Below are 11,897 nucleotides of genomic sequence, written 5' to 3' on the forward strand. Positions count from 1 at the left end.
CCTTGCACGAAGCTTGCAATGCGAATCCTGCTGATCGAAGACGACGCCGCCCTGGCCGATGGACTGATCCGTGCCTTGCAGGGCACAGGTCATCTGTGCGACCACCTCTCGCGCGGACTGCATGCACCCGCTGCACTGGCCAGCGCGCCATATGACGTGATGGTGCTCGACCTTTCATTGCCCGACGTCGATGGCCTCGACCTGCTCTCGCGCCTGCGCAACGACGGTGTGACCCTGCCGGTGCTGATCCTCACTGCGCGCGACGGTATAGAAGACCGTATCCTCGGCCTCGACCGGGGTGGCGACGACTATCTCGCCAAGCCGTTCGCGCTGGGAGAGCTGGAAGCACGCCTGCGTGCGCTGTCACGCCGCCGCAGCGACGCGCCTGCGCAGAAGCGGTTGGGTCGCCTGTGCTTCGACAGCATCCGCAATGAAGTGCGGGTGGACGGCCAGCGCATCGAACTGACCGCGCGTGAGCTGTCGCTGGTCGAGGCCCTGATGCAGCATCCCGGCCGCACCGTCACCAAGCAGCGCCTGTTCGACGCGCTATACAGCTGGGACCACGAGGCCAGCCTGTCGGTGATCGAAGTGCATGTCAGCCGCCTGCGCCGCAAGCTGGAACAGGCGCGTGCCGGCGTCGGCATCCGCATGCTGCGTGGGCTTGGATACCGCTTGGAGGCCGTGGGTGACTGAGCGCGTGCACAGCCTGCGTGGCCTGCTGCTGAGACGCCTGTGGCTGCCACTGCTGGTGCTGCTGCTGTGCAGCGCGGTGGGTTCGTTCGCGCTGGCCCGTTTCTACGCCGGCCAGGTCTACGACCGCTGGCTGCTGGACTCGGCGATGTCGCTGTCCGAGCTGGTGACAGTGCAGGATGGCCGCGCTTCGATCGAGATCACCCCGGCCGTATCGCGCATGTTCACCTGGGACACCGCCGACGAAGTGCATGGCGAGGTGGTCGACGCTGCGGGTGCACGCTTGTATGGCGACCTGGCCGAAGCCCTGCCCCGCCCGACCACCGCCGCTTCAAGCGACGACGCGGTTTATTACGATGCGCGCCTACGCGGGCAGCCGGTGCGCATGGTCGAAGTCGTGGTCGGCGCCGGGCCCGGCCACGATATCCGGCTGCGCGTGGCCGAGACGCTGCGCAAGCGCCACCGGCTGGAGCGCAAGCTGCTGCTGACCAGCATTCCGTTCCAGGCCGCGATCCTGGCACTGGCGGCGTGGCTGGCGTGGTCGGGCACCGGAGCCGCCGCACGCCACGCCAACCTGGTCGCACGGAAGCTGGCCAGCCCCCGCCCGGACCCACTGGCGCCCTTGGAACCCGCACAGGAAGCGCCACGCGAACTGTGGCCGGCGGTGGAAGCCTATAACGCGCTGCTGCACCGGTTGGATGCGATGCAGGCGGCGCAACGGCGCTTCGTCAGCAACGCCGCGCACCAGCTGCGCACGCCGCTTGCTGCGATGCAGGTGGAGCTGGAGAGTTCCCTGCGCCAGCATGATCCACAGGCGCAGCAACTGGCGCTGTCCGGCACGCTGGCCGGGCTGGCGCGGCTGCAGCACCTGGTCAATCAGCTGCTGATGCTCAGCCGCTCGGAAGATCCACAGGGCAGCGCGCTGCCGCTGCAGCCGCTGGATCTGGCCGCGCTGGCGCGTGGCGTGATCGAGCGCTATGCCGACCGCGCATTGGTGGCGGGCGTGGACCTGGGTTACGACGGACCCGACGACGGCGTGCAGGTACAGGGTGATCCGCAGTTGCTGCGCGAGGCGCTGGGTAACCTGCTGGACAACGCGCTGCGCTACGGCGCCACGCCCGGAGTCATCACCCTCGGCCTTCGGCAGGGAACCGACGGCGTGCGGGTATGGGTGGACGATGACGGCACCGGCATCGCCGAAGCCGAGCGCGCGCGCGTCACAGAACGCTTCTACCGGGCCAGCAGCGAGGGCGACGGCTGCGGGCTTGGCCTGGCGATCGTGGCCGAGATCGCGCAGCGGCATGGTGCGATGTTGAAGATCGAAACGGCGCCGCTCGGTGGCGCGCGGGTGGGGGTGCGGTTTCGCTGAGCTTTGTTGAGTTGCCCTTGTAGAGCCGAGCCCATGCTCGGCTGCTCCTGGCACGATGCCTGAGCCGAGCGTGGGCTCGGCTCTACAGGTTCCTGGTCACCCGTGAAGCGTGCCAACCAAGTTGGCACCTACCGGGTGCGCGTCATCGGCTCATCGAATACGGCGCCTGCGCGCCCTGCCCCGGCCAGCCCTTGTTCGGCTCGGCCTGCATGCTGAAGCGCAGTTCGCCACCGGCCAGGATCTCGTCGTGGCGCAGGAAGGTACGCTGCAGCGGCTTGCCGTTCAACGTCACGCTGCCCACGTACGTGTGCGCGTCATCCAGCCCCTCGGCCACGATGGTGAACGTCTTGCCGTTGGGCAGGCGCATCGCGGTCTTCGGCAGGAACGGACGGCCAAGAATGTACTCGCCCGAACCCGGTGCAACCGGGTAGAAGCCCAGCGCGGTGAACACATACCACGCCGACATCTGGCCGACGTCATCATTGCCGGCCAGGCCATCGGGGCGGTCGGCATACTGGGTATCCATGATCTGCTTCAGGCGCGCCTGCGTGCGCCACGGCTGGCCGGCATACGAATACAGGTAGGCCACGTGGTGGCTGGGCTCGTTGCCGTGCGCATACCAGCCGATCAGGCCGGTGATGTCTTCCATGTGCTCGAAGATCGATGGATCCACCTTGGCGTTGAACACCTCGTCCAGGCGCGCGAGCAGCTTGTCGCTGCCACCGTGCGCGGCCGCCAACCCGGCGACGTCCTGCGGCACGTACCACGAATACTGCCAGGCATTGCCTTCGGTGTAGTCGGTGCCGTAGCCGCTGGCGCTGGGGTCGAAGGGCGTGCGGAAACTGCCATCGCGCTTGCGTGCGCGCATGAAGCCGGTGTCCTTGTCGAAGGCATTGCGCCAGTTGCCTGCGCGCTTGTCGAAGGTCGCCGCGATATCGGCCTTGCCCATGGCCTGTGCCATGCGTGCGATGGTCCAGTCGTCGAAGGCGTACTCCAGCGTCTTGCTGGCTGCTTCGCCTTCCTCGTCGATCGGCACGTAGCCCAGCTCGCGGTACTGCGCGATGCCGTCATAGGGACCGTAATTGGCGGTCTCGACCATCGCCTTCAGCGCCTTGTCGGCGTCGAAGCCACGAATGCCCTTCACGTAGGCATCGGCGATCACCGGCACGGCATGGTAGCCGATCATGCACCAGTCTTCCAGGCCATGGAACGACCATACCGGCAGCATGCCGTATGGGCTGTGCTCATGGTGGGCAAGCATGGAATTGACGAAGTCGCTGTTGCGCTTCTCCGGCTGCACCAGCGTCAGCAACGGGTGCAGCGCACGGTAGGTGTCCCACAGCGAGAACGTGGAATAGTTCGCGTAGCCCTCGGCCTTGTGCACGGCATTGTCCGGCCCGCGGTACTGGCCATCGGCATCCATGAACAGCGTCGGCCCCAGCAGGGTGTGGTACAGCGCGGTATAGGTACTGCGCCGCGCATGTTCCGGCGCGTCGATATCGAGTACCGACAGCACCTGCGTCCATTCCTGCTTTGCCTGCGCACGCACGCGGTCGAAATCGAAGTCGGCCACTTCGGCGTCGAGGTTGGCGATGGCGCCGGCTTCACTGACCGGCGAGATCGCCACCTTCACCACCAGCGGTGCATCCAGCTTGCCGAATGCGAACGTACCGACCAGCTGTCGGCCTTCGATCTGGGCGCGCTGCGCGGGATCCTTCTCACCCGGCGGCGGGAAGCCCTTGTAGACGATGTCCTGCTCGGTGCTGTGCAGCTCGTGCCCGGCCAGCGGGCGCGAGAAACGCATCGCGAAATACAGCTGGCGGCCCGGCGCCCAGCCGCGCGTCTCGCGGAAGCCGGTCACCGTACCGTCGGCGCGCACCCGTACCCGCGACCACAGCACCTTGCCCGGGTAGTCATACATGCTGGTACGCATGTCCAGCAGCACCTTGGCGTCGGTGCCCTTGGGGAAGGCATAGCGGTGCACGCCCACGCGGGTACTGGTGGTCAGTTCGGCGCGTACCTTGTAGTCATCCAGGGTGACCGCGTAGTAGCCCGGCTCGGCCTTTTCATCGTCATGACGGAAGCGCGATGCATAGCCGCTGCGCGGCTTCTCCGGATCGCCGCGCTCCAGCCCGGGAGTGCCGGTGAACGGCATCAACAGGATGTCGCCCAGGTCCGAATGACCGGTGCCGGAGAAGTGCGTATGCGAGAAGCCGACGATGCTGCTGTCGTCGTAGCGGTAGCCTGCGGCCCAGCCATAGGCCTTTTCGCGCGGCTGGATGCGCGTGTCCGGGCTGAGCTGGACCATGCCGAACGGCACTGTGGCCCCCGGGTAGGTGTGGCCTTCGCCACCGGTGCCGATGAACGGGTCGACCGAGGCATAGGCGCGTTCGGCGGCGGATTTCGACGGGGCCGCCAAGGCGGTACCGGTGACAAGCATGGCGGTGGCAGCGAAGGCGATCAGGAGGCGACGGTCCAGCGTGGGCATCGGCATTTGGATCGATTCAGGTGGTAGACGAATCCTAGCACCGGGCCTGTCTTGTCGCATGCTGCAGTGCGGCCGCCGGAACCGGCACGATGATTTGCACGTAATTGCATGGCCGGACGACGAGTCGCCTCATAGCCTTGCGGTCTCCCGCCTCCCGATCGGTGCCGATACGCCAATGGATGTCCACACATGCATTTCTGAAAGACCGCGCCTTCGAAACGGGAGAAAGCGAGACGAACCATCAATTGGTATGCAGCGCCTCGATCTGCCCAGGATGGCACCGCAGCGCAAACGCCGCTGCCGGGATTGGAACCCCGCAATGAGCTACGAGATCTGCTTGCCGTGACTACGGCGGGCGATGCGCGGCGGCCGCATGGCCCTCCGGCTTTTCTCGTAGCTCAGCCGAAGTTCCAACCTCGCATCGCCCGCCACCCTTGCGGTGGCCCTCGCTTCCCAAGGAGTTCCCGCATGATCCAACGTCCGCTCAGCCCGGCCATGGAGTCGCTGTTCCAGCGCATCGAACACGCCCTCAACAGTGCCGAAGGCATGGCCATCCTCATCGGCGAGCAATACGGCCCCGAGCCGAAACCTCCCGCGCCGATGGGCTACGACGCCAAGCAGATCGCCAATGCGATGGTCATGCTGAGCCAGCATGGGCGTTGCCTGCTGCAGAAGTTGCGCGCGGAAGCGGAAAAGGTGATCTATCACTAGACCGCGATGCAGCCAAGCCTGCTCGTCGCCGTGCGGGCCGCAGGCAGCGACTGCTGCCGTCAATCCGGTAATGCGCCCTGCAAGGTGGCGAGGTCGGCGCTTTCGACCGGCCTCACCACCCGCGCAACTTCCTGGCCGTCATGCAGCAGCACCACGGTGGGCCACAGTTTCACCTTGAAAGCACGCCCCAGTGGCTTTCCCTTGCCATCTTCGATCTTCCAATGCACCAGATCATGGGCGTCCACAAACGCCTGGAGTGTGGGCTGCGCGGTCTGGCAATGGCCACACCAGGGTGCACCGAACTCGAGCAGCAGCCAGCCCGCCTGAGCTTCCACGTCCGCGTCGGCGGGCTCCGCCGCCGGGTAGTCACGCATGAACGGCATGGTCGTTACCCCGCCAAGGCCTTCTGGATGTCCTCCACCGGTGAATTGGTCAGGTCCTTGGCAATATCGCCCAGCAGGCGCGCCTGGACCTCCTTGTGCAGCAGCGGGCGGATACGGCCCAGCGTGGTCGGGTCTGCCACCAGTACCAGGTGTGCATAGCGATTATTCAAGGCATCTTCGTTGAGCTGCTCAGCCACCTGCTTGGCGAACGTCGCCTCGTTGAGCTGCGAAATGGACATGTCCTTCGGCACCGCACCGGCCGGCCCCTGCCCGGAGACACCCTGCTCGCTGATGTCCTGCAGGCGCAGTTCGCCTTCCTGCTTCAACGCCAGTTGATGTTCGTTGCCGACGTTGGTGAACACGCGGGCCGAACCACCATCGGCGACGATGATCAGCGTACCTTCGGGAATGCGAGGGGTCATGCGGTGCTCCTTCTCGATTGCGTTCAGCGCTACCGTAGACAGCGTTGCGTGAGCGCTGCGGCCAGAGTTCGTTCAACGCATGTCATTGCACGCTGCGCAGATGAACAGGCGCGATGGAACACAGCGTGCAGATCAGCCCGCTTCTCTGCATGCTCACGCCGATGCCGTTATGATGAACGGATGATCGACACGACCCACTACGTGACGGGCGCACCTGTTACGTGGAAAGCACTGCCGACCGGCGCTTCGCTTGCCACGATGGCTCCCGCCCTGCCCTTCCACCGCCTCGCGCTGGATCCTGGCGGATGACGCCCGCAGGCGCTCTGGCCTGCCCTCCCTACGCTGCTGTGACCTCCGGCCGCTGACTGCGCGACCGCAATGATCCTGTTGCTGCGTTTCCGCCGTTGCGGCGGTGCGTTGCCGTGCGCGTGGCGTCGTGCCTGCACACATTCCCCGGCCCCCACGCCACTCACGGATGCCCCTGCGCCACCTGCGCCTGCATCGCCGTTTCCGATTTCCGGGACCTAGCCCACCGTCTATTCACCTCTTCCACTTACAAGGGAGCCCCATGCAGGACACCCCCGAGGCACACGCCCATTTCGGCTGGTTCAAGCGCCGCCGCCACCTGAAGGTCGATGAGATCACCGTCGTCGACAAGCCCATGCTCAAGCGCGCCGTCGGCGCGGCCGCACTTGGCAATGCCATGGAGTGGTTCGACTTTGGTGTCTACGGCTATCTGGCCGTCACCATCGGCCAGGTGTTCTTCCCGTCCAGCAATCCCACTGCGCAGGTGATCGCCGCGTTCGCCACCTTCACCGTGGCGTTCCTGGTACGGCCGCTGGGCGGTCTGGTGTTCGGCCCGCTGGGTGATCGCTACGGCCGCCAGAAAGTGCTGGCGTTCACCATGATCCTGATGGCGCTGGGCACGTTTGCCATCGGCCTGATTCCCTCGTATGAGCGCATCGGTATCTGGGCACCGGTGCTGTTGCTGCTCGCACGCGTGGTGCAGGGCTTTTCCACCGGCGGTGAATATGGCGGCGCGGCGACCTTCATCGCCGAATATTCCACCGACCGCAACCGCGGCCTGATGGGCAGCTGGCTGGAGTTCGGCACGCTGGGCGGCTATATCGCCGGCGCCGGTACCGTGACCGCGCTGCACATGCTGTTGAGCAGCGAACAGATGCTGGACTGGGGCTGGCGCATTCCGTTCCTGGTGGCCGGCCCGCTGGGCCTGCTCGGCCTGTACATGCGCATGAAGCTGGAGGAAACCCCGGCGTTCCGCGCCTTCGCCGAGGAAGCCGAGAAGCGCGAGCACGACCGGCCCGGGCTGGGCGCGCTGTTCCAGGTGCATGGCCGCCAGCTGCTGGTGTGCATGGGCCTGGTACTGGTGTTCAACGTGACCGACTACATGCTGCTGACCTACATGCCCAGCTACCTCAGCGTCACCATGGGCTACGCCGAGAGCAAGGGCCTGCTGCTGATCATCATCGTGATGCTGGTGATGATGCCGTTGAACATCGTCGGCGGGTTGTTCAGTGACCGGCTGGGCCGCCGCCCGATGATCATCGGTGCCTGCATCGCGCTGCTGGTGCTGGCCATTCCGTGCCTGCTGCTGGTCGGCAGCGGCCATGACGGGCTGATCTTCCTCGGCCTGATGCTGCTGGGCCTGGCGCTGGTGTGCTTCACCAGTTCGATGCCGTCCACGCTGCCGGCGCTGTTCTACACACCGGTGCGCTACAGCGCGCTGTCGATCGCCTTCAATGTGTCGGTGTCGCTGTTCGGCGGCACCACGCCGCTGGTGACCGCGTGGCTGGTGGAACGCACCGGCGACCCGCTGGTGCCGGCCTATTACCTGATGGGCGCGGCGGTGATCGGGCTGGTGACCATGCTGTTCGTGAAGGAAACCGCCGGCCTGCCGCTGCGCGGCTCACCGCCGGCGGTCGGCTGCAGGAAGGAAGCCGCTGCGCTGCTGATGAGCGATGCACCGGTGACCGTGGACCCGACCCTGCCGCCGCTGCCGGATGTTGCCGAGACCGAGCAGGTGAAGCCTGCCTGAGATCGGGTGCAAAACGCGATCCACGCATGGCGTGGATCTGCGGCGCCACTGGCGCTACGTCTTGATGCGCGCCAGCTTTCCCGGCGTCCAACGCAGCGTCCAGGTGTAGTTCCCGTCCGGCGGACAGACGTGGCGATTTGGGCTCTTCCATTCGCAGACCGTCGCCCCGGCACTGACGGTGAAATCGACAATGATGCGATCACCCTGGATGCGGATGGCATGGATGGCGCCTGGAATCTGTTCGACCGCGTCGTCGCCATAGCCATACCTGCGGATGGCGGCATAGTCCTCTGCCTCCACCGGCGACAGGCTCTTTGGGTTCTCCTGGCCACGCGGATCGTTCGCTGTCAGCGCCGTCATCACCGCCACCACATTGCTCTGCGCGAAGCTGCCGCCGGTGTAGGTGGACGTGTAGAAATACACGACCTCGGCACGGCCATCGCCATCGAGATCGGCAACAGCGGTCCACACCGGACGGAACTCGGATTCAATGTCGTCGCCGGGAATCAGCCGCAGGTTCGCTTCGGCGGCCCGATAGGCCTGCACCAGGCTGGGTGGCGCAACCACCCGCTTGGATCCGGGCGCAGCCACCGCCGTCAAGCTGGACAGCGCCAGCGCAGCAAGCGCCAGGAAGATCGAAGTGGAGCGGAATATCGCGGGTCCGTGCATGTCATCCTCCTTGATGGTGCGGCCAGTCTAACCACAGCCAAGGCATCCACGCATGGCGTGGATCTAGCGCGGGCTGTTCAATTCCATCGCACGCATCACGATGGGCTTGGCCCAGCCGGGCGTGTGCAGCAGGTCGGCTACCGCAATGGGGTATTGCAGTTCGCCTGCAGCCATGGCCAGTACCGGCAGCGGCACCACGCAGCCCTGTGCGTCGGCCGGTGCGCTGTTGTCGTAGACGTGCAGCTCGGCCAGGTGTGGCAGCAGCTCCAGCAGGTTCGCGCGCGCGGAATCGAAACGCGCGCGGATCCTCTCCACCGGAATATCGTGGCCGCCAGCGGCCACCCGCGCCGAAACACGGGCGATGTGCAGCTCGACATCGGCCAGCCCACAGAACCAGATCGCCACCTGATGCCGTTCGCAGGCCTCACGCAGCAGGCGCGGAATGGTATTGCCGCCGAGTGTGGTCTCGAAGGCGAAGTCGGTGCCATCAGCCATGGCCTGGCGCAGGCGGCGGGTGCCTTCCTGCCATGCCTCGGCGTTGGCCTCCGGCAGCGGCCAGCCGGCGTCGACCAGGCGACGGGTGAACGAGTCCGGGTTGAACCAGCTCAGCCCTTCGGCGTCCAGCCAGGTGCCCAGCAGCGAACTCTTGCCGGCGCCATTGACGCCGGCCAGCGCCAGGATGCGTCCCATCGATCAGAGCGGGCGGCCGAGGGTGACCTTGCGGCCGCGCCGGATCGGCTGGCCCAGCACCTTGCCCAGCCCTTCCCCACGCTGCAGCCCGGCCAGGGTCTGGTCGAACTCGCTGCGCAGGCGCTGCAGTTCCTCGTTGCGCTCACCGGCATCACCGCCCGCAGCCTTGGCCAGCAGTTCCTGGTAGGTGCGGATGTCCACGATCACCGCTTCCGGGTGATTGTGGTTGGTGATGACCAGCGCCTGCTTCTCGCGCACGGTGCGCATCAGGCTCGGCCAGCCCCGGGTCTTCACCGATGAGGCCGGGGCCTTCTCGAGGCCAGGCAGATCCAGCGGCAGGGTCATCACACGGCTCCAGACGGGGTGGATAAGCGCCACTATACCCAATTTGGCCAAATTGGAGATAAATACCCTTTTACCCAGGCAGCCCGGTGTCCGGGGCGTCGGTCTGCAGCAGGCTGTCGCGCTCGCGCAGCGGGAAGCGGATCCAGGCATCCAGGCCTTGCGGGGCAAAGCGCAGCTCGCCGCTGCCGGCCAGTTCATAGGGCACCCGCTGCTCGATCAGGACCCGGCCCAGGCCACGCTGGCGTGGCATCTCCCACCCCGCCACCTCGGCATGGCGCTCGCACCAGTGCAGGCCCAGCCACGGCTGCCCATCCTGCACCTGCAGGTGCCAGCAGACATCGATCCGGCCGTCCTCGTGGGCCAGCGCGCCATACCGCAACGCATTGGTGGCCAGCTCATGGATGGCCAGCGACAGTACTTCGGCCGCCTTCGGTGGCAACAGCACATCCTCACCCTGCAGGTGATAGGCGGCGGCGGCCGGTGTCTGCGCCGCGATCTCCTCCTCGAGCATGCCGCGCAGGCAGACCCCTACATTGGCGCCACGGGTCAACAGGCTCTGCGTGCGCGCCAGTGACATCAGCCGCGCGCACAGGCGCTCGGCATACTCGTCCACGCTGCCGACCGATGCGCGGGTCCGCCAGGCAAGGGCATGGATGGTCGACATGATGTTGCGCACGCGATGCTGCAGTTCGGCCAGCAGCACCGATTGGCGCTCGGTGGCACGCTTGAGGTCGTCGATGTCCACGGCGATCGCGAACACGCCACTCACCCCGCCATCGGCATCACGCAGCGGTGCGGCGGCGACACGCGTCCAGCGCGCGCGCCCATCGTCATGGATGAACTGGAACTCCAGGCCTGGGACCATCGTGTCCCCCCGCAGGGCGCGGGCGATGGCGAAATCGTGGGGTTCGATGCGCGAGCCATCGGGATGCGTACCCTGCCACCGGTAGTGGTTGGGGCGATCCGTGGAGGGCACCTTGCCGGTGGGAAGATAGGTCCGCATCTGGTCGTTGGACAGTTGCAGGTTGCCGTCGGCATCGACAATGCAGACACCCACCGGCAGCACCTTGAAGGCCAGCGCCAACCGGCGGTCGCTCTCACGGCGCTTCTGTTCCTCGCGTTCGCGGGCCGCCTGCGCAACGTGCGCGGCCGTCGTTTCGAACATGGTCACCAGCACGCCGTTGATGCACCCGTCCTCTCCGCGTATGGGGCTGTAGGTGATGGTGAACCAGACATCCTCCAAGCGCCCCCGCCGCGCCAGCGGATAGAGCTTGTCCTCATAGGTGATGGTCTCGCCCTGCCACACACGCTGGTAGATCGGGCCGTTGATGTGCCAGACCTCGGGCCAGCACTCGCGCGTCGGCTGGCCCAGTCCGCCAGGATGCTTGTCAGCCAGGATCTCGGCATAGCCATCGTTGTAGAGCTGCACCAGCTGCTCGCCCCACAGCACGATCATCGGAAAGCCGTGCGCAAGCATCAGGTCGACGGTGGCGCGCAGGTGCGGCGGCCATTGCTCGATCGCACCCAGTGGCGTGCCTGACCAGTCGTGCCGGGCAATACGGGCGGCCATGCCGTCATGGCGCGCATGCGCCTGCAGCGACGGCGGCATGCCCGCCGGGCGCTCAACGGCCCGGAGGCCTTCGGTGTGGCGCGACATGCCGCGCAATCAGGCGATGCCCGCAGGGGCCTGCGGCGTCGCCACCAGTCCCGCCAGCTGCTGGACCAGGGCCTCGATGTGATAGGGCTTGGTGCAGCGTGGCGCATCCGCGAAGCGGCTGGGCAGGTTGTCATCGTAGCCAGAGGTCAGCATGAACGGCGTACCCGCTTCGGCCAACCGGTCGGCCAGCGGGTACACCTGTTCACCGCCCAGGTTGATGTCCAGCAGGGCCACATCGATGGGGTTGTCATCCAGCAGCCGGCCGAGTGCCTGCAGGTCCCCGGCCGGCCCCACCACCTGCGCGCCCTTCAGCTCCAGGTAGTCCACCAGGAACATCGCGATGGCGAATTCATCTTCCGCCACCAGTACTCTCAACCCTTTCAGGCCTTCTGGTTTGTTGCCCGCTTCCAGCACGAC

12 protein-coding genes are annotated in these 11,897 nt (G+C 66.3%); 4 read left to right on the forward strand and 8 right to left on the reverse strand.

From position 1 onward, the window contains the following. The first annotated feature begins 18 nt into the window (after positions 1 to 18). A complete protein-coding gene (locus ACM0PY_RS02665) occupies positions 19 to 693 on the forward strand; it encodes a response regulator (RefSeq protein ID WP_134971071.1) in 675 nt (224 codons plus the stop codon). After that, positions 686 to 2,059, forward strand: a complete 1,374-nt coding sequence (locus tag ACM0PY_RS02670; protein WP_134971069.1) for a sensor histidine kinase — start codon at positions 686 to 688, stop codon at positions 2,057 to 2,059. Before ACM0PY_RS02665 ends, ACM0PY_RS02670 begins: the two co-directional genes overlap by 8 nt. Positions 2,060 to 2,201: 142 nt before the next feature. Here ACM0PY_RS02670 and ACM0PY_RS02675 read toward each other — a convergent pair whose 3' ends face one another. After that, a complete protein-coding gene (locus ACM0PY_RS02675) occupies positions 2,202 to 4,553 on the reverse strand; it encodes a GH92 family glycosyl hydrolase (RefSeq protein WP_180884270.1) in 2,352 nt (783 codons plus the stop codon). A gap of 462 nt (positions 4,554 to 5,015) precedes the next feature. On the opposite strand from ACM0PY_RS02675, the gene ACM0PY_RS02680 reads away from it, so the two are divergent. Then, positions 5,016 to 5,258, forward strand: a complete 243-nt coding sequence (locus ACM0PY_RS02680) for a hypothetical protein (protein WP_134971065.1) — start codon at positions 5,016 to 5,018, stop codon at positions 5,256 to 5,258. A 59-nt stretch (positions 5,259 to 5,317) separates the two neighbouring features. On the opposite strand, the gene ACM0PY_RS02685 is transcribed toward ACM0PY_RS02680, so the two are convergent. Further along, the gene (locus ACM0PY_RS02685; protein ID WP_180884268.1) at positions 5,318 to 5,641 is read right to left on the reverse strand and encodes a thioredoxin family protein; all 324 of its coding nucleotides are present in this window, start codon (positions 5,639 to 5,641) and stop codon (positions 5,318 to 5,320) included. Positions 5,642 to 5,646: 5 nt separating this feature from the next. Next, complete coding sequence (locus ACM0PY_RS02690) at positions 5,647 to 6,063, reverse strand: host attachment family protein (RefSeq protein ID WP_180884266.1); 417 nt, start codon at positions 6,061 to 6,063, stop codon at positions 5,647 to 5,649. Between the two features lie 568 nt (positions 6,064 to 6,631). On the opposite strand from ACM0PY_RS02690, the gene proP reads away from it, so the two are divergent. Then, the gene (gene proP / locus ACM0PY_RS02695; RefSeq protein WP_180884264.1) at positions 6,632 to 8,119 is read left to right on the forward strand and encodes a glycine betaine/L-proline transporter ProP; all 1,488 of its coding nucleotides are present in this window, start codon (positions 6,632 to 6,634) and stop codon (positions 8,117 to 8,119) included. Between the two features lie 54 nt (positions 8,120 to 8,173). Here proP and ACM0PY_RS02700 read toward each other — a convergent pair whose 3' ends face one another. The 5 genes from ACM0PY_RS02700 to ACM0PY_RS02720 all read right to left on the reverse strand — a co-directional run bounded on the left by ACM0PY_RS02700 (position 8,174) and on the right by ACM0PY_RS02720 (position 11,894). Then, positions 8,174 to 8,788: a hypothetical protein gene (locus ACM0PY_RS02700; RefSeq protein ID WP_111200940.1), complete on the reverse strand. Its 615-nt coding sequence runs from the start codon at positions 8,786 to 8,788 to the stop codon at positions 8,174 to 8,176. Between the two features lie 63 nt (positions 8,789 to 8,851). Beyond that, a complete protein-coding gene (locus ACM0PY_RS02705; RefSeq protein ID WP_134971057.1) occupies positions 8,852 to 9,478 on the reverse strand; it encodes an ATPase in 627 nt (208 codons plus the stop codon). Positions 9,479 to 9,481: 3 nt separating this feature from the next. Then, positions 9,482 to 9,823 carry a type II toxin-antitoxin system prevent-host-death family antitoxin gene (locus ACM0PY_RS02710; RefSeq protein ID WP_014037381.1) on the reverse strand — a complete coding sequence of 114 codons (342 nt, stop codon included), beginning with the start codon at positions 9,821 to 9,823 and terminating at the stop codon, positions 9,482 to 9,484. A 70-nt stretch (positions 9,824 to 9,893) separates the two neighbouring features. After that, on the reverse strand, positions 9,894 to 11,480 hold the full coding sequence (locus ACM0PY_RS02715) for a sensor histidine kinase (protein ID WP_180884262.1): 1,587 nt from the start codon (positions 11,478 to 11,480) through the stop codon (positions 9,894 to 9,896). A 9-nt stretch (positions 11,481 to 11,489) separates the two neighbouring features. Then, positions 11,490 to 11,894, reverse strand: coding sequence for a response regulator (locus ACM0PY_RS02720; protein WP_005416747.1), 405 nt, complete (start codon positions 11,892 to 11,894; stop codon positions 11,490 to 11,492). Positions 11,895 to 11,897 lie beyond the last annotated feature (3 nt).

It is taken from the genome of Stenotrophomonas sp. BR163, from assembly GCF_047520985.2.
GTDB classification, from domain to species: Bacteria; Pseudomonadota; Gammaproteobacteria; order Xanthomonadales; family Xanthomonadaceae; genus Stenotrophomonas; species Stenotrophomonas sepilia.